This is a genomic window from Romboutsia ilealis, from assembly GCF_900015215.1.
GTDB lineage: Bacteria > Bacillota > Clostridia > Peptostreptococcales > Peptostreptococcaceae > Romboutsia > Romboutsia ilealis.
The window spans coordinates 176,489-197,387 of record NZ_LN555523.1 but is presented as its reverse complement, the minus strand read 5'-3'; the positions used below and the strand labels follow the sequence as shown (position 1 = coordinate 197,387).

Sequence of the window (20,899 nt, the reverse complement as noted above, 5' to 3'; positions counted from 1 at the left end):
CAATTACTTAACCTTATTCATATCATCCATTACATTTATTATAACCTCATCTGTAATTGTCATTCCTTTATCACTTACTCTACCTAAGTTTTGTATACTTTCTTCTACACTTGAACCTACTATTCCATTTTTAGATGGCACAAAACAATTTTGATTTGCAATTATAGCACTTTGTACTGCAGTTGATGCTGCTGATGCTAATTTCACTGCACAACCTGATTTAGCTCCATCACATATCATACCACTTAAGCTAGCTACTATATGTTCCATAGCTCCTTCAATTTTCTTTATATCTCCACTCATTAACCAAGTTATACCAGCTGTAGCTCCTGTTGATGCAGCAACACCACATCCACATACTGCAGATAATCTACCAGTATAGTTTTTAACATAAGCTGTTACTAAATGAGATATTGCTAATGCTTTAGCTAATTTTTCATCAGTTTGTGGGAATTTTTTATTATAAGCAACTATTGGAAGTATCGCTGTTATACCATGATTTCCACTACCATTTGAACTCATAACTGGCATTTTAATTCCTGCCATTCTAGCATCTGATGCAGCTGCAGTTATCATCATCGCATTGTTTAATAAATCATCTCCAAGTAATCCCTCTTCCATAGATTTCTTTATTCCGTATCCAACACCGATACCAACTTTATGATTTAATCCATAATTAGCTATTTCTTCATTCATAGCTATTCCTTCTAATAAGAATTCTATATCATTAAAATCTAATGCTTCTACATTTTCAACTAATTCTTTTATAGTTATTGTATCTAATATATTCTCTTCATTTTCAACTGTAATTGCTACTTCTTCTGGTTGTTCTTCATCTAATAATACTTCTCCATTAGCTTCTAAGTAAACAAAATTATCATGTTTAGTTCTTATTGCAACCTTTGAAGTTCTTGTAGCTCCTTGTAAAGAAACTTCTATATAAACCTTTTCCTTAGTGTTAGCAGGCGATATATCTATAGGAGTATTATCCATATACTCTTCTGCAAGTTTAACTTCTTCTGGCGTTAAAGTTTCTAATACTCTTAATCCATTTTCAGAATGTCCACCTACAAATCCTAAAGCTACTGATATCTTAAGACCTAATCTTTCTGTTCCTGGTATCCCTACACACATTCCATTTTTATATACATTTGGGCTAACTAATACAGAATGATTTACTATTTCTTCCCCTAATAATTCTTTAGCCTTTGCACATGCTAGTGCCACAGCAACTGGCTCAGTACATCCTAATGCTGGTTTTACCTCCGCATTTAATATATTAACTAATTGTTCTTTTACATTTCTCATAATTTTATCCCTCCAAAATATTTTTGATATATTTATATCAAGCAATAATCATGCCAACTTTTTATTTTTAATATATTTTTTCAAATTTTAATTATCCAAAAATAATTTACTCATTCTAGATTTAATAATTTAGTATTGTAATATAGCGATTTACAGACTCATTTAAATGATTCATAAAAATATATTTATTTTAATTTAATATTATTTTCAGTTAATAAATTTATTTTATATAAAAAATAAACTTTATACATTAATTAAATTATATTTTATATCTCAAAATGATAAAAAAAAATCTCAAAATGATATTCTGTATCATTTTGAGATTATATTATATTTATCTAATTTTCTATATAAAGTGGCCCTTGATATTCCTAAAGCTTTTGCCACTAAATCTTTATCCTTTTTATAACCTTTATATTTATTTAAAGCCTTTATTATTTCTCTTCTTTCTAGTTCATCTAAAGTTTCTATATCTTCAGTTTCTACATATACTTGATCTGTCGTCTTTCGCTTTATTTTACTCGGTAATAAATCCATAGTAATTCTATTAGAGGATGACATGTTTACACTATACTCTATTATATTTTGTAATTCTCTAATATTGCCTGGCCATCTATATTTTATTAAAGTATCAATTACACTTTCATCAACATACTCTACATCTTTATTAAGTTTTCTAGCGTATTCTTGAACCATAAAATCTATTAATAAAGGGATATCCTCTTTTCGTTCTCTTAAGCTAGGTAAATTTATAGGTATAACGTTTAACCTATAAAATAAATCTTCTCTAAATAATCCATTACTTACCATACTTTCAAGATTTTTATTTGTAGCAGCTATCACCCTTACATCTATTAATTTATTTGAATTAGATCCTATTTTATTAAGTTCCTTTTCCTGTAAAACTCTAAGTAACTTTGCTTGCAAATGAAGACTCATATCTCCTATTTCATCTAAGAAAATAGTTCCTTTATCTGCTAGTTCAAATTTTCCTAAATTTCCACCCTTTTTAGCACCAGTAAATGCACCTTCTTCATATCCAAATAGCTCACTTTCTAGTAAATTATCTGGTATAGCTGCACAATTTACAGCTATAAAAGGATTTTCACTTCTTTGACTATGATTATGTATAGCTCTTGCAAATAACTCCTTGCCTGTCCCACTTTCTCCTATTATCAATACTGTAGAAGTTGACTTTGATGCCATCAATGCTTCACTTTTTGTATTTTTTATAATTTGACTTTCTCCAATTATATTATCAAGCATTATCTTATATTCTTTATTTATTTTATTATAATTTTTTATAGCATCTTTTTTATCTATAAAATCTATAACATATCCTTTAAGTTCATTATTTAATACTATCTTGTTTATATTATATATCCCTCTTAAAGTATATCTTTCTTTTTTATAATAAAAGCTATAAGATTTTTCTTTTTCGAATTTATTGATTGGTGTTGCACTCATAAAATCTAATATATCAAAAATATTTTCACTACATATAGGATTACTTAATTTAAATATTTCTTTAAATTTTGAATTATACCTATCTATATTTCCTTTTACATCAATAGATACTATTGCCTTATCCATACTATCTAATAATGTTTCTAACTTTTTCTTTTCTAACTCTAATTCATAAGCTTTAATCTGTGCTTTTAATTTATTAGAAATTAAATCTGCCATTTTCCCCAAAAAGTTGATAAGGTTTTCATGATTTTTATTTATTCTATCTGCTTGATTGTTATCAAAAGCAATAAGACCTATTACTCCATATGATTTTCCTTCACATACTATTGGGCAACACATTTCTGCGAACTCTTTACAATCTAATCTTGAGTAACATTCTTTACATATTTCATCGCAACTCGGATCAGTTATCAATATAGCTGATTTTTCAATTAATGATTTCTTGAAAACTGAATATTCATTAACCTTTTTCCCAATTTTTTGTACATATATACCAGTTCCAGCAACCCTGACTAAATCCTCATCAACTATAGTTACATCTATTTCTAAAACCGCTTCTATCGCTTCTGCTATGTTTTGTATTTCATCTTTTATATATTTTAGATTTATCATAATTATTTGTCCTTAATTTTTTTTAGATTAAGTATTTCTTTAATTTCTTTTAATAAAACATATATCTTATTTAATGTAAATTGAATAGACATAAGTACTATAAAAAGCATAACTATTATTACTAAATTATAATTTATTATCATAACTATATTTTCTCCTATTTTATTATTTTTAAATATAAAAGACCAGGTAAAACCTAGTCTTTATATACTTTATTACTATCTATTTCTCTTACCTATATAAATATATCTTTCGTTCTCTATTTCCTTCATGATACCTTTAATATTAACCTTTGAAAATAAATCTATGATTTCATTAGGGTAGTGATAATTTATGTTTTCACCACAAAGCCTATGCTTCAAATTCTTTAATTTAACCTTTATGTTCTTTAGATTTAAATCCTCTAATACAACTTCTCCATCTACTTTTAACACTCTATTTATCTCGCTTATTACTCTTTCACAGTTAGTAGTATGATTAAAATGATCTAATATAATTACTTTGTCAAAATATTTATCTTCAAATGGTAAAAATTCTAAGTTACCCTTTACAACATTACAATTTACATTTCGTATTAAGGAATAACATATATCCTCATAACAAGTATCTTCTAATATTGTAACAGAAACTCCGAGCGTTCTTAGTCTGTTACCTAAGTTTCCTATATCTCCAACAAGTAATATATGGTTGCCTATAGTATACTTTATCTTATCTAAAAAACAGGTTATATCATCAGAAGTATCTGTTAAATCCGAATTGGGCTCATAATCGTGATATAGTATGCTTTTCACAGTGCTCCCCCTCTTTGTTTTATCATTTCATAGAATAGATTATAATAAATTAGAGGTAACTATTCAATAGGTAAATTCCAAGGTAAAAAAGTTTTAATCATTATTATTTTCTGACATTTTCTTTATTTTTGAAATAGAAACTTCATAAGCAACCTTTTTGATTGCTTCACCATCTTCACGTTTCTTTTCATACTCTCTACTTTGAACTCTTCCCCACATTTGTATTCTATCGCCAACTTTTAAACTCTTAGCAAATTTTGCATTTCTTCCCCATACTATCGATGGTATGTAATCAGATTTATTATATGGTCTATTTATAGCTACTAATAAATCAGTTATTTCTCTTCCTAGCGGAGTTTTTCTGTATATTGGTTCTTTACATACATATCCATCTAAGAATATACTATTTGGATCTTTATTATCTTCGTCTTCTATCTTTATATCTCTTGCGAATACAGTTAATACTAATCTATTCTTATTATCTATATTTTTGTTATAAGATCTTAATTGTCCTGTAACTTTAACTAATTTATTTTCATTTAAATCTATTTCTTCTAATAATCTTTCCGATATAGTTATAGGTAAAACATCATATGAATCACTAAGTCTATTTATTTTTATTTTAGTAGTATAAAATTTTTCTCCAAATATTTCATGACTAAATTGTAAGTTATTTTCTATCCTCCCTTTTAAATTAACTATGTTCGTATCTTCTTTTACAGTTATCATTTTTATCCCCCCAAAATTGTTAATTGATATTCTTTTATCATAATTTTTAAAATCTATATAATAAATATATTTATGTACAACACTTTTTATTACAACTTACTTTTTTATTTTTTGAACACCATTACTATCTACAGTATAATTATCTGGGTATATTAACTCTGATACTGTTACCATTTCATAATTATCTTCTTCTAATTTAGTTAATATATCATCTAAATAATATTTCACACCATTTACATTTGCATGAAATAATACTATAGATCCTGGCTGTGAGTTTCTAACAACTCTATCTACTATATGGCGCGAACCTATCTCTTTCCAATCTAATGAATCTATATCCCACTTTATAACTTGATATCCTAATGACTTGCATATGTCTATAGTTTTATCATCTACCTCACCAAATGGTGGTCTGTATAAACTTACTTCTTCTCCAACTAAATTTGATATCTTATCTGATGTTATCTGAATCTCTTCTACTATATCTTCATCTGATAAAGCTGTTGTATTTGAATGAGTATTTGAATGATTTCCTAATTCATGACCTTTACTATGTATCTTCTTTACTAATTCTTTGTTGTCATCTACCCAGCTTCCTACTAAAAAGAAAGTTGCTTTTGCATTATGTTTATCTAATATTTCTAAAATATCATCGATATTATTGGAACCCCAAGCAACATCGAAACTTAAACTTATTTTTTTATCATCTGTATCTACCTTGTATATAGGCATATTTGTATCACCCTGCTTATAACAGACGTATCTTATTCCATAAACCATACCGAATAACAATACCATGGTTAATATTAAAAAAGATACAGTTGAAAATAAAGATTTAGTTCTACCCGATTTTAATTTCATATCACACCTCCTTTAAAAATCTATTTAATAAACTTTATTTTTTTAATTTCAAAAAATTACTATAAAAATAAATTAATTATTTGGGCAACTTAAAAGTAATCTTAAATAAAGGTGGTGTATTTTATGTCAAATATTAGAAGTGAGTTTGGTAACCTTAAAGGTCATCAAGTTGAAACTGGAAGACAAACAATAAAATTTGAAAACAGACATTATTTAAGAGAGGCCCACGGAATACAAGAAGGTATACGTAAAGATAAAAAAATAAAAATTGATAAAAAATATAAATAAATTTTTTAAACTTTTGTATATTTTCTTAAACTTCAGGGAACATTATAAATAACAACACAAGATGTTGTTAACTATCATCCAAGGAGGAAATTTACTATGTCAAACAATAACAAAACTGTAGTTCCAGCAGCTAAAGCAGCTTTAAATCAAATGAAGTTAGAAATAGCTAACGAAATAGGATTAGCAAACTACGATACTGTTGACAAAGGAAACTTAACAGCTAGACAAAATGGATATGTTGGTGGTTATATGACTAAGAAATTAGTTGAATTAGCTGAACAACAAATGGCTGGCAAGTAGTATAGTAGATTTTGACACTCAAGTAAAAAAGGCTACCAATTGGTAGCCTTTTTATTTCCAAAATAAATAAAATTTCACTTATTTTAAGTGTTATCTGATAAAATTTTATATAAAATATTTTATAAAAATAAATAATTAAATTAATTGCTTAGAATAATTAATATATAAAATATACTTATAATAATAATATATAAATTCTACTTTTATTTTTACATATTTTAGTTTAATATATTATATAGAAATAGTTTACGGAGGATGATATTATGTTTGAAAACTCATCTGAAGAATTAGCTTCTCATAAGCTTTTAATTTTATATATTTTAGATAAAATTAATATGGATTTAACTAATTCTCAAATAACGCAAGTTGTTCTAGAAACTGAAATGATGAATTATTTTTCTCTTCAACAGTTTTTATCTCAGCTTATGGAATCTAAATTTTTAACTACATATAAAGAATCTGATAGAGAATATTATTCTCTTACTCAAAAAGGACTTGAGATTTTAGAATACTTTTTATCTAGAATTCCAGAAGATGTTACTAAGAAAATAGATGATTATATTACTCTTAATAAACAAAGTTTACTATCTGATACTGAAGTAAAATCAAGTTTTATTCAACAAAATAACAATGAATTTATTGTTAATTTAAGAGTCATAGAAAATCAATCTAGCTTAATAGATTTAAACTTAAATGTTTCTTCAGAGAAACAAGCTCAACAAATCTGTAATAATTGGAAAAAGAATGCATCTTATATGTATGCAGAAATTATAGACTTATTAATAAAAGAAAATCACTAAGCCTACACACAAAGTATTGTTGTAGGCTCTTTTCCTACTTTTATATTTTTTATTAATGTATTATCTGATGTTTTATATATTTTTATTAAATTATTTTTAGTGTCCGATATAAATAATAATTTATAATCATTTGATATATAAAGTCCTTGGGGATCTCCATTTATATCTATATAGTCTAATATTTCACCAGTGTCATAATCTAATATTATTACTTTCTTATGGCCCATATCCGCTATATATATTTTTTTAGCATCATAATTAAAACAAATTTGAACTGGTAACAAAAATTTGTCTATTATCTTTGTTATTTTTAAGCTTTCTTCATCTATTACTACAACTTTTCCATCTAGCGTTGATGTATATATTTCTTTTCTATTTCTATCTAATTTCACATGCCATGCTTTAAAATCTGTCTCAATTTTTTTACATATACTTTTATTGTATGTATCTATACAAATTATCGAATTTATACAAGCTACATACAATTTATTATTAATACAATCTATATCAGATCCATGTGGCATATTATCTACACCAATTACTCCTATAGGATTTAATGTTTTTACGTCTAATACATAAATGCTATTTGAATCTTCATTTGATATAAATAATTCTCCATTGCACAATGCTATATTGGCTAATTTTCCTCCAATAGATATATCATCTATAACTTTTCCTATTGATAAATCAATCACGTATAACTCTCCATCTAATGAGCTTGGTATATATGCTAATTGTTGTTCTTTATCTATACAAAAGTTATGTGGATATATATTTTCATCTAGCTTTATATCTCTTTCAAATTCCAAAGTTGAGTAATCTAGTATACTAATACTTCTTGATAGATAATTAGAAACATATACCTTCAAGTAATCACCCTCCCTCCTATAATATATATACTATAGAAATATATTGCATATAGTGCTTGTATTATACCTTTCTTTTGTGTATCATTATGTTAACTATATTATTATAATTAGGAGTTTATTTTATGAAAATCACATTTAAACCTAGTGGTGTTTGCTGTAGAGAAATATCTTTCGAGGTTGATGATAATAATATCATAACTAGTATCGATTTTACAGGAGGATGTCCTGGTAACCTTTTAGGACTTAAAAGTTTAGTAATTGGTCAAAATGCACATGATGTTGCTAATAAATTAGCTAATATACCATGTGGCGGAAAAGTTACATCTTGCCCGGATCAATTATCTAAAGCTATCAACGAAAACCTAAAATAAATACTAATATTTAAAATAAAAAAAGGTGGTTAATACCACCTTTTATATTTTAGTAATTTAACATTATTCTATCATTTAATAGGGTTCTAACTGTTCCAATCATATATAAAGATCCTGCACTTATAATAATATCATCTTCTTTTGCATTTTTTAAAGTATAGTTTACTGCATCCTCTATATTTTCTTTAGATATAACATTATCTATATACTTAGATATTTTTTCCTTTAAAATCTCACTGTTTATTGCTCTATCATTATCTGGCGTAGTTGTTATTACCTTATCAAAATAAGGCATAAGTATTTCTAAAACACCATCTATATCTTTATCTTCTAACATTCCTATTAAAAGAGTAGCTTTTTTACCTTTAAAGTTTTTATCTATTGCTTTAGCTAAAGATCTGGCTCCATCTTCATTGTGCGCTCCATCTATTATAAATGTAGGTATATCCAGTATTTTTTCTATTCTACCTGGCCATCTTGTATTTATAAGTCCACGCCTTATATCATCTTCATTTATGTTTAAGTGTTTTAATTGTTTTAAAATCTCAATTGCACTTAACGCTAGTATCGAATTATTTACTTGATGCTCTCCTATTAATTTGATTTCTAAATCTTCGTATCTTTCTCCTATTATTGTGCAGTCATACACTTGAGAATTTATGTCAGATTGCTTTATATTTATATCATCAAATTTTACTTCTATGTATTTTGCACTCTTTTCTTTGCAGATGTCTTTTATTACATTCTTAGCTTCATCACTTTGATCATAAACTACAACTACTCCGTTTTCCTTTATTATTCCACCCTTTTCATAGGCAATTTTAGCAACTGTATCTCCTAATATGCCTACATGGTCTAAGCTTATTGATGTTATGACACTTAAATCTGATTTTTTTATTATGTTTGTAGCATCATATCTACCACCTAGTCCGACTTCAAGGGCTACAAAATCAACGCCTTGTTCATAATAATAATAAAATGCCATTGTAGTTACTATTTCAAATTCAGTTGGATAACTATACCCTTCTGATACCATTTGTTCTATTTTTTCTTTTATCAATGTAACTATTCTAGCCACATCTTCTTTTGGTATATTTTCGCCATTTATTCTTATTCTTTCTGTAAAAGTTTCCAAATATGGAGATGTATATAATCCTACTTTATATCCAGCTTCTTTTAATATGCTAGTTATAAATGAACATGTTGATCCCTTTCCATTAGTTCCTGCAACATGAATTATATTTAATTTATCTTGCGGATTTCCTAAAAGTTCCAATAATTTAGACATATTATCTAAACCTAGCCTAATTCCAAATTTATGACTTTCTTCTATGTATTTTAATGATTCTTGATAATCCATTTTTCCCCCTTAAGTATTTTATTCAGATAATGTATTGTATAATTTAGAAATTTTCCATATATTTTATTATAATATATTTTTATAAGTTTTGCATTTGGTGTATAAAAATGTATAATGTATATAATAAATATATTTTATTGGGAGGATTTAATGGAAAGTACTTTAAAATTTGACAAAACTAATTTAAAACTTAGAATAGTATTTTTCTTAGTTGGACTTCTTATTATGGCTCTTGGTATATCTATTATAGCTATTTCTAACTTTGGAAATGGACCTTGGGATGCTGTAAATATTGGATTAAGTGAGAAGACTGGTTTATCAATTGGACTATGCATGAATATTGTAGCATTTATACAAATAATTATAGGCGGAATAATTAGAAAAGAATTTCCTAATATTGCAACTATGATAACTTCTATATTTTTAGGATTATTTATAGATTTCTGGATGTTATTTTTAGGTGATATCATTATAACAGAGACTTTAATGAAGTTTGCTGTATTTATTTTAGCTTTACCTATAATAAGTATAGGTATATCTATATATTTAGTATCTAAACTACCTAATACTCCACTTGATTACTTTATGTTAGCAATAAAGTCTAAGCTTAACTTGTCTTTAATGATGTCTAAGATTACATCTGAATCAATCGGACTTGTACTTGGATTTATTTTAGGGGGTACTATTGGAATTGGTACAATTATAATTATTTTAGCAATAGGGCCTATGATTCAATATTTACAAAAACCATGTAATTATGTATTTTGTAAATTATCTCAAAAAACAGAAGTAACTACTGCATAAATAATGTATATTTCTGTTAATTCTTATATAAAAATAGCAATTACATTAGAAAATTTTCGTCTAATGTAATTGCTATTTTCAGTTAATAACATATTTATGGATTTTAATAATAAAATACCTATTTACCATTCAAATACATATTATAATTTATATTCCAAAATGAATTATATATTTATTTTCTTCTTTTGCTTGATTAACTAAAGAAATCAAATCTGTATATTCTAATTTATCTTGTAATAATAAAGCTTTTATTAATATATCCATTGATTCAGGTGGTATAAGTGTAATACCATAATATGCAAGACCTTTAGCTGGATTTTGAAGAGTATGCCAATAACAATCTACCTTTTGTAAATCTATTAAAATCGGGTCAATAAAGTTGTCATCAACTACAATACAATCATATTTATTGGGTTCATATTCACCAAATCGTTCTTTATTCATAGGTTGATTTTGCATAATTCCAAATTCATGATTTGCCATATAGTTACCTCTAAAATTTTATTTGAATCGTACTTTATATATTAATTAGTTATTTATATATTTTTCAAAAACATATCCAAAATCTTTGTTGTTGTATTCATTTCTTATATTCTGCATCCAATTAAAGTTAAAATTCGTTAACTCCTTTACTATTTCTGATGCATTTCCTTGTAGTGAACTTCTTGATATTGCTTCATTAGCCATCTTAAGGCCGTTCATACCATCTTCAATAGATGTACTATTTTTTCCTTGTATTCTTCCTATCTCAACTAATGCTTTGTATAAATCTTTTAACTGTTCTAGTTGCTTTTTATCAACGTCTATACTAAATGAATTGTTTCCAAAGCTAAATTTTATTTCTATATCTAGATCTATCGTACCTGCTGTTTCTAATGTTACTGAATGTACTTTTTCATAGTAAAAGTCATGTCTCTTTACTACTCTTTTTTTACTTACTGCACTAGTCCCATCTACATGTAATAAGCCTCTATTTGTGAATACATACTCATCTGATTTTGATTTTATTACGAAATAGATTTTCTCCCCATCTTCATTCATTATGTAATCATCACCATCAACTTTATCAAAATCCTTAGGTGATATTATTTTTCCTATATCTGATAATCCTAATGTATCTGCTGCCATTTTTCCAAATAAATTTCCTGCCATTTTACTCCTCCTATTTTTAATAATTTAATACTATTAACTTATTATATAATAATAAATTTAAGCATTTTAATTATTAATTATTCTTCTCTTCCTTTATTTATACATAAAGCTATGAGCATAAACTCATAGCTTTTTATTATTCATATATAATTACATCATCTATTTCTTCTATATTATCTTTATTGTCTTCATCATCTTTATAAATTATACTTATAATTTTTCCACTTATTGTAACTGCTATTATTGAGAAAAATACTTGTTTTATATCTAAGTAAACTAATGACATTAAAAGAACTATTGCATCAGTTACTAAGTAAACATGGTTAACTTTTAGTTTAAGAAGTTTATTACCTAAAAGAGCTATTACATCATCTCCTCCAGATGCTCCTCCCCCTCTAACTACAAGTCCAACACCTACTCCTACACCTATACCTGCTAATATACTTGCTATTAACATGTTATTTGTAAAACTAGGAATTAAAAAACCTACACTTTCCCATATTTTGTAAGTAGTTGAGAATGTTATAGTAGATAAAACAGAATATAATAAAAATCTCTTTCCAAAAAATTTTGTTCCAATAGCAAATAATGAAAAATCTATTATTACACTTGTTATTGATGGAGATATATTAAAAACATGTTGCATTAATAATAATAATCCTAGTACTCCACCTTCAGTAACATTATTTTGATAGTTAAAATTATAGCTTCCAAATGATAAGATGCTTGCTCCTATAATTATTAATAAAATACTTTTTAATGTCTCTTTTTTTATATACCGCAATATATCCCTCCTAATAGTTTTAATTATTTATATACAATATTATATACCCTAGTATAATGCCAATGTGTACATAAATTTTTATTTTTTATATTCTTTTATTAGAATTTCTATTTTTGCTAACGGCTTAGTCCGTTACTCAAACTCTTTTTTACAATCAAAATCAGTTTATCGATATGATTTAAATTCGTAATTTATCTTTATCTTTTAAAGTATTATAGTATCCATGAGCCTAAAAAAATCCCTAGCTAAGATATATTTATTATACTTTAGCTAAGGATTTATATGTTTTTAATCTAAATTATTTCATTTTAGATTCTATATTCGTTATTCTTTCAAGAACTGAGTTCATCATTTCTTCAAATTTAGCTTTTTTAGCTTTTTCTTCATTAACTAAGCTCTCTGGAGCCTTAGCTAAGAAACCTTGGTTAGAAAGTTTTCCGTTAACTCTCTTTATTTCACCTTCTAATTTAGTTTTTTCTTTATTTAATCTGTCTAATTCTTTAGAGAAGTCTACTAATTCATCTAGTGGTATGAATATCTTAACTCCTTCTATAACAACACTTACTGCATCTTCAGGTATATTATTTTCATTTTCAACTATTTCAACAACTGATGCAGATGCTAATGTTACAAAGTAATCCTTACCTGCTTCCATAGCTTCTTTCTTTTCAGCTGTAGGAACTATTATAACCTTAGCTTTCTTTGATGGTGGTACGTTCATTTCAGCTCTTACGTTTCTTATATTTCTTATACCATCCATTGTTAAGTTCATCATTTCTTCTTCCTTAGCCATATTATCAGCTTCAGTGTAATGAGGGAACTGTGCTATAACTATGCTTCCTTCTACAGTTGGAAGGTGAGTGTATATTTCTTCTGTTATAAATGGCATATATGGGTGAAGAAGTTTTAATATCTTTTCTAATACATATGTTAATGTATATAAAGCAGTTTGCTTAGCAGCTTTATCATCAGAGTATAATCTTGGCTTAACTATTTCTATATACCAGTCACAGTACTCAGACCATGCAAAGTCATATATCTTTTGAGCCGCTATTCCAAGGTCAAACTTATCCATGTTATCTGTAACTTCTTTAACAACATTGTTTGCTCTTGATATTATCCACTTATCAGCTAAAGTCATAGAGCTTTCAACTGATTCTCTAGTTACACCATTCATTATCTCTTCATCTATATTCATGAATACAAATCTTGATGCATTCCATAATTTATTTGCAAAGTTTCTAGCAGCTTCAACTCTTTCCATGTAGAATCTCATATCATTTCCTGGTGAGTTTCCTGTAGCTAACATGAATCTTAATGCATCAGCTCCGTATTGGTCTATTACTTCTAATGGATCTATACCATTTCCTAAAGATTTACTCATCTTTCTACCTTCAGAGTCTCTAACAAGTCCATGTATTAATACATGCTTAAATGGAGTTTCTCCCATACAGAACATTCCTGCAAATGCCATTCTTACTACCCAGAAGAAGATTATATCATATCCAGTAACAAGTACACTTGTTGGATAGTAGTAATTTAATTCTTCTGTATTATGTGGCCATCCTAATGTTGAGAAAGGCCATAATGCAGAAGAGAACCATGTATCAAGTACATCTTCATCTTGCTTGAAGTGAGTATGTCCACACTTACATTCTTTTGGCATTTCTTTAGCAACCACTACTTCACCACATTCTTGACAGTAGTAAGCAGGTATTTGGTGACCCCACCATAATTGTCTTGATATGCACCAATCTCTTATGTTTTCTAACCATTGAGTATAAGTTTTATCAAATTTATCAGGTACGAATTGTAAATCCTTATTTCTAAGTATTTCTAAAGCTGGTTTAGCTAATTCATCCATCTTAACGAACCATTGATCTGATAATCTTGGCTCAACAACAGTTTTACATCTATAACAAGAACCTACATTATGGTTGTGGTCTTTTATAGCTATTAAGTATCCTGCTTCATCTAAGTCAGCTATAAGTTGCTTTCTGCACTCATATCTATCCATACCTTCGTACTTACCAGCTAACTTATTCATTGTTCCATCTTCGTTCATTACATTTATCTTTTCAAGATTATGTCTTTGACCTACTTCAAAGTCGTTAGGGTCATGAGCTGGAGTCATTTTAACTGCTCCTGTACCAAACTCTAAATCTACATAATCATCAGCAACTATTATAAGTTCTCTTCCTATTAACGGAAGTATTGCATGCTTACCTACTAAGTGCTTGTATCTTTCATCTTCTGGATTTACAGCTATACCAGTATCTCCTAACATTGTTTCAGGTCTAGTTGTAGCTATTTCTAAGAATTCATCACTACCTGCTATTGGGTATTTTATGTGATAGAACTTTCCATCATGCTCTTCATGCTCAACTTCAGCGTCTGATAAAGTTGTTTTACAATCTGGACACCAGTTTATTATTCTGTTTCCTCTGTATATTTGACCTTTTTCATAAAGTTTCACAAAGAACTCAGTAACAGCTTCGTTACATCCTTCGTCCATTGTAAATCTTTCTCTATCCCAGTCACAAGAATCTCCTAACTGTTTCATTTGGTCTACTATTTTTCTACCAAATTCATTTCTCCAGTCCATAGCTCTCTTTAAGAATTCTTCTCTTCCTAATTCGTACTTTGTTTTTCCTTCTTGCTCTTTTATTCTTTCAACAACCTTAACTTCTGTTGCTATAGAAGCATGGTCAGTTCCTGGTTGCCATAATGTTTCATATCCATCCATTCTCTTCCATCTTACAAGTATATCTTGTAAAGTATGGTCAAGAGCATGTCCCATATGTAATTGTCCTGTTATATTTGGCGGTGGAAGCATTATTGTAAATGGCTTCTTATTTGGGTTTGGCTTAGATTTAAATAAACCATCTTCAACCCACTTTGAATATAATCTTGATTCAAAGTCTTTTGGATTATACGTTTTTGGTAAATTAGTATTTTCCATTTCATTTCCTCCTTAGTTTTATGTAATAAATTACTTTGTTTCATATTTATTAGTGAAATCTATTTTACTCAAATATATTGAGCATAAAAAAGAGCCCTTCATCCCATAAATAAGGACGAAAAGCTCGCGTTACCACCTTAATTCCATGTTTATATATTTACTGTATAAATAAATAATAAAATCATGACTCTCAATAGATTTTATCGATTCTCACCGTCTAAACTTACTATTATTTCAGCCTAGAAACTCCGAAGCTACCTTCTGTAAATCTATACTTGGAAAATCTTTCAGCCTATGAACTTTCCTCTCTTTTAGCAGTATTTACATACTCCTCTTCATCACAGTTTTATATTTAATTTATTTTTAATTATATCTAATTAACATTATTATTGTCAATTACTTATGATAATATATGTACTTTTTAAATATATTTATTATAAGTTTTGGCTCCAAAAATTCATTGCTTCCTTATCTTCTGTTATTGGAAGTATTTGATATCCTCTTTCCTTTAATACCATTATAATATACTCTAAGGCTTCAACCGTTTGCTTTTTCTCATGCATTAATAAAACTAAATCATCTTTATTTCTTCCATTTAATAGAACATTACTTACAATATTGTCAGTTGTCGATTTCCAATCTTCTGTATCCAAGTTCCAATCCCATACTAAAAATCCATTTTCAACTAATATTTTATATGATTCTTCTGGCGTATAAGGTTTACTGCCATATGGAATTCTTATTAGATTTGATGTTTCACCTGTTATTTCCTTAAATGTGTCCCTACATATAGAAAACTCTTCAAGAGTAGATTTTGGTGTTTTATATAATGTTTCTACATCATGACTTACGCTATGAAATCCAACTCCATGCCCCTCTTGTTGTATCCTTATAACTTCATCTTTATATGTATTCATGTTTCTATTTATCATAAAAAAAGTTGCCTTAACATTATTTCTATCTAATATATCTAATATCTTATCAGTGTAGTTCGATGGTCCATCATCAATAGTTATATAAGCTACCTTATCATAATTTATATCAGAATCCTTTTTTGAATTTTCTAAAACCTTATTCATTATTTCGGTTATAGTATTAGTTTTTATACTTCTATATACTTCATTATCATAATAACTTATATCATTATCTTTACTTATAAACATATTTTTAATTAATCCTACAAATAATAATACTATTAATAACAAAGTAAATGCTAATTTGTAACTCCCCTTAAAATTATATTTCATCCCCAAATACTCCTTCTTTAATTTATAACATTGATCATCTGTATAGTTTAAAATTTCTATTGAAAGTTTTTAATATTTTGTTTTTCTACTACCTATCTACACGCTCTAGTTCCATCAAAATATAATCCTATAAATGAAACTTTAGCTTTAGGATTTAAAATATTTATCATTCTTCAATAGATTTACTACTAGGTATAAACTTAAACTTGTCTGATATAGCATCTAGACTACATTTTGATATACCTCTTCATAAGCACTACATATCTCATTCTCATTACAATAATTATGCTTGTCTCTTGCTAAATATGCTTAATTTATTTTTTTTTCTTCACAATGGGTACATGTATTAGATAAAATACTTATAATATGGGTTGGCTTTACTTCATTTAGATTTAGAACTTCGTATAACATATACTTAATGTCTACATCATACTTATATATTGGATTTAGGATAATTATAATTCATATTAAATCAATTATTAATTTTACTAATTTTTTTAAATATATACTTGACAAGTACTCTTTAGTGGAAAATCATTTATATATTAAATCTTATCTTCCTATTATCAAATTTACTAATTCATTTAAAGCTTCATTTTATAGTCTTCAAGTATTTTTTATTTAGATTTATTGAATTTATACAGTACCTCCTAAATATATTCTTTTAATTAAAATTTGTGAAGGTACTGTACTTTATTTACAATGTTTTAAATTATACTTTTTAAAGTATCTATTGTTTCTATTTTTTCTAATATCTTCGATAAATGATAATTGAATACTGGACTTTTATCATTATCCAATTTCCAATTTAAAATATCTATATTATACATTTCTTTAATTTTTAAATAATTTTCATTATTTATATATATCTCTTCATCAATAAGTTGTATAGATTTAATATGATGATTTATTGATTTATATAATGAAATCTCATTTTCTATAATTTCTATATTTACCTGATTTTTAGTATATTTCATTTCATCAATTAATTTAGAATAGATTGTCTCTAATTTACTAATTTTTTTTCTTAGTCTTTCTCTATCAAAAACTCCATTATTTATTATTCCAGATTTAACACACTCTCCTACAACTTTTCTAGCATTATCTAGGCTTTTATCAGTTAATTCTAAATAATCAGGCCTTGCTAATATATAGTTTATGATTACACCTATAACAACACCCACAGATGTATCCATTACTCTGTGTATAGAATAATACGCTGGATTTGATGTTATAATACCTAAATGTATCGATAAAAATGTTACACTAGAAACTATTATACCTGAATTTATTCCAAGTATTGTACAACCATATATAGTCGCCATTATTCCGATGCCGCCTAATATAGGGTCTCCTGGTTTAATTAGTACACATAAAAAACCTACTAATCCACCTATCATTGTTCCCTTTACTCTATTAAATCCTAGCTTTAAAGATCCTTTTACTGTATCTTGTACTGAGGCTACACACCCTACTCCTGCAAACATTGGATTTTGCACTAAATACTGTGCTAATAGCGTACAAAGAGAAACAGCAATCCCTGTTTTCACAGTTCTCATACCAATCTTCTGCAACTTCACTTTGTTCCCTCCTAATGATATAAATACTTTGTCAACTATTAATTTTACTATAATAACACAAATAATTCATTTAAATCTTAATCATTATTAATTTTTTCATAATTTCATAAGTTCGCTTAATAAAAAATTCTCTTCGCTTGATCGACTGCGTGTGAGAAACATTTTAAAATGTCATTTTTTAATTTGCTGAAGTTATTGATATTATTTATATTTATAAGTTACAAAAAAAGATTTTATATCCTAATTTACTTATACGTAAAAAATACCAGATTTTCATCTGGTATTTTAATAACTTATTATACAGTTATATTATTCCTTGACTCATCATTGCATCTGCAACCTTTAAAAATCCTGCTATATTTGCTCCAATCACATAATTGCCTGGAAATCCATATTCTTCAGCAGCTTCTTTAGATGCTTTGAATATATTTTTCATTATTTCATGTAATTTTTCATCTACTTCTTCAAATGTCCAAGATATTCTCATACTATTTTGAGACATCTCAAGTGCTGAAGTTGCAACCCCACCTGCATTTGCAGCCTTTGCTGGAGCTATTAATAATCCTTTTTCTAAAAAGTATTCTACAGCTTCTCTTGTACAAGGCATATTAGCACCTTCTCCTATTACTGTAGTTCCATTTTCGACTAATATTTTAGCATCATCTAAGTTTATATCATTTTGAGTAGCACACGGAAGAGCTATATCACACTTAACTGTCCATATTCCCTTTTGCCCTTCAAAATACTGAGAGCCTTCTTTTCTAGCTACATATTCCTTTATTCTCTTTCTTTCTGACTCTTTTATTTGCTTAATTAAATTTAAATCTATTCCATCTTCATCTACTATGTATCCTGAAGAATCACTCATTGCAACTACTTTAGCCCCATAAACCATAGCCTTTTCTGCTGCATATATAGCAACATTTCCAGATCCTGAAATTACAACTCTCTTATTTTCGAAACTTTGACCATAATAATTTAACATTTCATCTACAAAATATATAACTCCAAATCCAGTAGCTTCTTTTCTGACTAAAGATCCACCATAAGTTAATCCTTTACCTGTTAAAACTCCAGCATCATAAGAATTTCTCAATCTCTTATATTGTCCAAATAAGTATCCTATTTCTCTTGGACCAACCCCTATATCTCCAGCTGGAACATCTACATCTGGACCTATATGTCTGCATAATTCAGTCATAAAACTTTGACAAAACCTCATTATTTCATTATCTGATTTTCCTTTAGGGTTGAAGTCTGAACCACCTTTACCTCCACCTATAGGTAATCCAGTTAAAGAATTTTTAAATATTTGCTCAAATCCTAAGAATTTTATTATACTTAAGTTAACTGATGGGTGAAATCTAAGCCCACCTTTATATGGTCCTATAGCGCTATTAAATTGGACTCTAAAACCTCTATTAACTTGTATATTTCCATTATCATCTACCCAAGGAACTCTAAACATTATTTGTCTCTCAGGTTCAACTATTCTCTCTAGTATATTTTGTTTTATATACTCTGGATGCTTAACTAATACAGGTTCTAACGAATGTAATACTTCTTCTATCGTTTGATGAAATTCACTCTCACCTATATTTCTAACCTTTACTTGTTCTATAACTCTCTCTATAGTTTCTCTAGCTTGTATTTCAATAGTATCTTTAACTTCAAATCCCATTTTAACAGCCCCCTTTTATATAAAAACACATTTCAATTAAATTTTATTGGATTTTGAAAGTATTTTTAATAGCTTTTCGTTAAAATTTATTTCAATTTTTCTATTCAAGGTTTTATATACATTCCAGCTATATCTAAAATACATAATAAAAACTACCTTATCTTTATAGTTATTTCTATTATAATCATTGCAAAATTATTCATATATTATTTAATTTCAAAACATATAAAAATAGGATAAAGCTAATGCCTTATCCTATTTCTATCATTTCTCCTTTAATTGCAAAAATTATCTTTTCACATATATTAGTCGTATGGTCTCCTATTCTTTCAAGATACCTTCCTATGAATAAAAGATTTACACCTTGATTTATAGTCTGAGGATTGTCATTCATTATTTTTAAACAATCCTCTTGAACTCTATCATATAAACTATCTACGTTGTCATCATTTAAAGCTATTTCTCTTGCTAAATCCTCATCTTCATTTTCTAAAGATTCTTTTACTCCTAAAATCATCTTTTTACATTCTTCATACATCTTAGGTATATCAATTAAATCTTTTATATATTTATCTTGACCTATTTTTATACTTTCTTCCGCTATATTTACTGCATAATCACCTATACGCTCTAATTCTATTGCTATAGATCCTAATGCATATATATATCTTAAATCTTTAGCCATTGGCTGCTTTAATGCTAATAGCTCAATACTCCTGTCTCTTATATATTCTCTTAATTCGTCTATTTTATCGTCTTGATTTATTACTTTTTTGCATCCTTCAATATCTTGATTTAACATACACTTAACAGATAAATCTAATATCCTATCACATTGATCTATCATATTTATAGTATATTGTTTTAAAGTATCTATACTCAGTCCTAAATTTGTATTCAACATATTGCTCCCCTTTAATTTATTTAATT

Annotated in this window: 21 protein-coding genes and 1 other annotated feature; of the genes, 5 read left to right on the top strand and 16 right to left on the bottom strand. The window is 27.3% G+C overall.

Annotation, left to right across the window (positions count from 1 at the left end; all coding sequences use genetic code 11):
* Positions 1 to 3 precede the first annotated feature (3 nt).
* The 6 genes from CRIB_RS00915 to CRIB_RS00890 all read right to left on the bottom strand — a co-directional run bounded on the left by CRIB_RS00915 (position 4) and on the right by CRIB_RS00890 (position 5,771).
* Entirely contained in the window at positions 4 to 1,308 is a 1,305-nt protein-coding gene (locus CRIB_RS00915) for an L-cysteine desulfidase family protein (protein ID WP_180702707.1), read from the bottom strand.
* 312 nt (positions 1,309 to 1,620) lie between these two features.
* Entirely contained in the window at positions 1,621 to 3,390 is a 1,770-nt protein-coding gene (locus tag CRIB_RS00910; protein WP_180702706.1) for a sigma-54-dependent Fis family transcriptional regulator, read from the bottom strand.
* A gap of 2 nt (positions 3,391 to 3,392) precedes the next feature.
* Positions 3,393 to 3,533, bottom strand: a complete 141-nt coding sequence (locus tag CRIB_RS00905; RefSeq protein ID WP_180702705.1) for a hypothetical protein — start codon at positions 3,531 to 3,533, stop codon at positions 3,393 to 3,395.
* 75 nt (positions 3,534 to 3,608) lie between these two features.
* Positions 3,609 to 4,181, bottom strand: coding sequence for a class I SAM-dependent methyltransferase (locus CRIB_RS00900; protein ID WP_180702704.1), 573 nt, complete (start codon positions 4,179 to 4,181; stop codon positions 3,609 to 3,611).
* A gap of 93 nt (positions 4,182 to 4,274) precedes the next feature.
* On the bottom strand, positions 4,275 to 4,910 hold the full coding sequence (locus tag CRIB_RS00895; RefSeq protein ID WP_180702703.1) for a single-stranded DNA-binding protein: 636 nt from the start codon (positions 4,908 to 4,910) through the stop codon (positions 4,275 to 4,277).
* A gap of 96 nt (positions 4,911 to 5,006) precedes the next feature.
* Complete coding sequence (locus CRIB_RS00890; protein WP_180702702.1) at positions 5,007 to 5,771, bottom strand: polysaccharide deacetylase family protein; 765 nt, start codon at positions 5,769 to 5,771, stop codon at positions 5,007 to 5,009.
* Positions 5,772 to 5,894: 123 nt separating this feature from the next.
* Here CRIB_RS00890 and CRIB_RS00885 point away from each other — a divergent pair, with 123 nt between their 5' ends.
* The 3 genes from CRIB_RS00885 to CRIB_RS00875 all read left to right on the top strand — a co-directional run bounded on the left by CRIB_RS00885 (position 5,895) and on the right by CRIB_RS00875 (position 7,159).
* Positions 5,895 to 6,059, top strand: a complete 165-nt coding sequence (locus CRIB_RS00885; protein ID WP_180702701.1) for a hypothetical protein — start codon at positions 5,895 to 5,897, stop codon at positions 6,057 to 6,059.
* Positions 6,060 to 6,155: 96 nt separating this feature from the next.
* Entirely contained in the window at positions 6,156 to 6,359 is a 204-nt protein-coding gene (locus CRIB_RS00880; protein ID WP_180702700.1) for an alpha/beta-type small acid-soluble spore protein, read from the top strand.
* A 263-nt stretch (positions 6,360 to 6,622) separates the two neighbouring features.
* Complete coding sequence (locus CRIB_RS00875) at positions 6,623 to 7,159, top strand: DUF4364 family protein (protein ID WP_180702699.1); 537 nt, start codon at positions 6,623 to 6,625, stop codon at positions 7,157 to 7,159.
* Between the two features lie 2 nt (positions 7,160 to 7,161).
* Here the strand turns inward: CRIB_RS00875 and CRIB_RS00870 are convergent, their stop codons facing one another.
* Positions 7,162 to 8,028, bottom strand: a complete 867-nt coding sequence (locus CRIB_RS00870) for a beta-propeller fold lactonase family protein (protein WP_180702698.1) — start codon at positions 8,026 to 8,028, stop codon at positions 7,162 to 7,164.
* 122 nt (positions 8,029 to 8,150) lie between these two features.
* On the opposite strand from CRIB_RS00870, the gene CRIB_RS00865 reads away from it, so the two are divergent.
* On the top strand, positions 8,151 to 8,399 hold the full coding sequence (locus CRIB_RS00865) for a TIGR03905 family TSCPD domain-containing protein (RefSeq protein ID WP_180702697.1): 249 nt from the start codon (positions 8,151 to 8,153) through the stop codon (positions 8,397 to 8,399).
* Positions 8,400 to 8,448: 49 nt separating this feature from the next.
* Here CRIB_RS00865 and CRIB_RS00860 read toward each other — a convergent pair whose 3' ends face one another.
* Complete coding sequence (locus CRIB_RS00860) at positions 8,449 to 9,759, bottom strand: bifunctional folylpolyglutamate synthase/dihydrofolate synthase (protein WP_180702696.1); 1,311 nt, start codon at positions 9,757 to 9,759, stop codon at positions 8,449 to 8,451.
* Positions 9,760 to 9,909: 150 nt separating this feature from the next.
* Here CRIB_RS00860 and CRIB_RS00855 point away from each other — a divergent pair, with 150 nt between their 5' ends.
* Positions 9,910 to 10,563, top strand: coding sequence for a YczE/YyaS/YitT family protein (locus tag CRIB_RS00855; RefSeq protein WP_180702695.1), 654 nt, complete (start codon positions 9,910 to 9,912; stop codon positions 10,561 to 10,563).
* Positions 10,564 to 10,710: 147 nt separating this feature from the next.
* Here CRIB_RS00855 and CRIB_RS00850 read toward each other — a convergent pair whose 3' ends face one another.
* The 8 genes from CRIB_RS00850 to phoU form a co-directional block, all read right to left on the bottom strand.
* Positions 10,711 to 11,046 carry a hypothetical protein gene (locus CRIB_RS00850; protein WP_180702694.1) on the bottom strand — a complete coding sequence of 112 codons (336 nt, stop codon included), beginning with the start codon at positions 11,044 to 11,046 and terminating at the stop codon, positions 10,711 to 10,713.
* A gap of 45 nt (positions 11,047 to 11,091) precedes the next feature.
* The gene (locus CRIB_RS00845; protein WP_180702693.1) at positions 11,092 to 11,715 is read right to left on the bottom strand and encodes a PH domain-containing protein; all 624 of its coding nucleotides are present in this window, start codon (positions 11,713 to 11,715) and stop codon (positions 11,092 to 11,094) included.
* A gap of 136 nt (positions 11,716 to 11,851) precedes the next feature.
* Entirely contained in the window at positions 11,852 to 12,499 is a 648-nt protein-coding gene (locus tag CRIB_RS00840) for a YitT family protein (RefSeq protein WP_243633546.1), read from the bottom strand.
* Positions 12,500 to 12,797: 298 nt separating this feature from the next.
* A complete protein-coding gene (locus CRIB_RS00835) occupies positions 12,798 to 15,461 on the bottom strand; it encodes a valine--tRNA ligase (protein WP_180702692.1) in 2,664 nt (887 codons plus the stop codon).
* A gap of 108 nt (positions 15,462 to 15,569) precedes the next feature.
* Positions 15,570 to 15,812, bottom strand: a binding site (T-box leader).
* A gap of 83 nt (positions 15,813 to 15,895) precedes the next feature.
* Positions 15,896 to 16,708: a polysaccharide deacetylase family protein gene (locus CRIB_RS00830; protein WP_180702691.1), complete on the bottom strand. Its 813-nt coding sequence runs from the start codon at positions 16,706 to 16,708 to the stop codon at positions 15,896 to 15,898.
* 707 nt (positions 16,709 to 17,415) lie between these two features.
* The gene (locus tag CRIB_RS00825; protein ID WP_180702690.1) at positions 17,416 to 18,288 is read right to left on the bottom strand and encodes an FUSC family protein; all 873 of its coding nucleotides are present in this window, start codon (positions 18,286 to 18,288) and stop codon (positions 17,416 to 17,418) included.
* Between the two features lie 304 nt (positions 18,289 to 18,592).
* Positions 18,593 to 19,969: an NADP-specific glutamate dehydrogenase gene (gdhA, locus tag CRIB_RS00820; protein ID WP_330404894.1), complete on the bottom strand. Its 1,377-nt coding sequence runs from the start codon at positions 19,967 to 19,969 to the stop codon at positions 18,593 to 18,595.
* 250 nt (positions 19,970 to 20,219) lie between these two features.
* Positions 20,220 to 20,873, bottom strand: coding sequence for a phosphate signaling complex protein PhoU (gene phoU / locus CRIB_RS00815; RefSeq protein ID WP_180702689.1), 654 nt, complete (start codon positions 20,871 to 20,873; stop codon positions 20,220 to 20,222).
* Positions 20,874 to 20,899 lie beyond the last annotated feature (26 nt).

Excerpts from the sequence above, each read along its gene's own strand:
- CRIB_RS00905 (WP_180702705.1), bottom strand. The coding sequence starts at position 3,533 with ATGATAATAAATTATAATTTAGTAATAATAGTTATGCTTTTTATAGTA.
- CRIB_RS00895 (WP_180702703.1), bottom strand. The coding sequence starts at position 4,910 with ATGATAACTGTAAAAGAAGATACGAACATAGTTAATTTAAAAGGGAGG.
- CRIB_RS00835 (WP_180702692.1), bottom strand. The coding sequence starts at position 15,461 with ATGGAAAATACTAATTTACCAAAAACGTATAATCCAAAAGACTTTGAA.
- gdhA (WP_330404894.1), bottom strand. The coding sequence starts at position 19,969 with ATGGGATTTGAAGTTAAAGATACTATTGAAATACAAGCTAGAGAAACT.
- CRIB_RS00830 (WP_180702691.1), bottom strand. The coding sequence starts at position 16,708 with ATGAAATATAATTTTAAGGGGAGTTACAAATTAGCATTTACTTTGTTA.
- CRIB_RS00855 (WP_180702695.1), top strand. The coding sequence starts at position 9,910 with ATGGAAAGTACTTTAAAATTTGACAAAACTAATTTAAAACTTAGAATA.
- CRIB_RS00880 (WP_180702700.1), top strand. The coding sequence starts at position 6,156 with ATGTCAAACAATAACAAAACTGTAGTTCCAGCAGCTAAAGCAGCTTTA.
- phoU (WP_180702689.1), bottom strand. The coding sequence starts at position 20,873 with ATGTTGAATACAAATTTAGGACTGAGTATAGATACTTTAAAACAATAT.
- CRIB_RS00885 (WP_180702701.1), top strand. The coding sequence starts at position 5,895 with ATGTCAAATATTAGAAGTGAGTTTGGTAACCTTAAAGGTCATCAAGTT.
- CRIB_RS00875 (WP_180702699.1), top strand. The coding sequence starts at position 6,623 with ATGTTTGAAAACTCATCTGAAGAATTAGCTTCTCATAAGCTTTTAATT.
- CRIB_RS00890 (WP_180702702.1), bottom strand. The coding sequence starts at position 5,771 with ATGAAATTAAAATCGGGTAGAACTAAATCTTTATTTTCAACTGTATCT.
- CRIB_RS00915 (WP_180702707.1), bottom strand. The coding sequence starts at position 1,308 with ATGAGAAATGTAAAAGAACAATTAGTTAATATATTAAATGCGGAGGTA.
- CRIB_RS00910 (WP_180702706.1), bottom strand. The coding sequence starts at position 3,390 with ATGATAAATCTAAAATATATAAAAGATGAAATACAAAACATAGCAGAA.
- CRIB_RS00845 (WP_180702693.1), bottom strand. The coding sequence starts at position 11,715 with ATGGCAGGAAATTTATTTGGAAAAATGGCAGCAGATACATTAGGATTA.
- CRIB_RS00850 (WP_180702694.1), bottom strand. The coding sequence starts at position 11,046 with ATGGCAAATCATGAATTTGGAATTATGCAAAATCAACCTATGAATAAA.
- CRIB_RS00865 (WP_180702697.1), top strand. The coding sequence starts at position 8,151 with ATGAAAATCACATTTAAACCTAGTGGTGTTTGCTGTAGAGAAATATCT.
- CRIB_RS00860 (WP_180702696.1), bottom strand. The coding sequence starts at position 9,759 with ATGGATTATCAAGAATCATTAAAATACATAGAAGAAAGTCATAAATTT.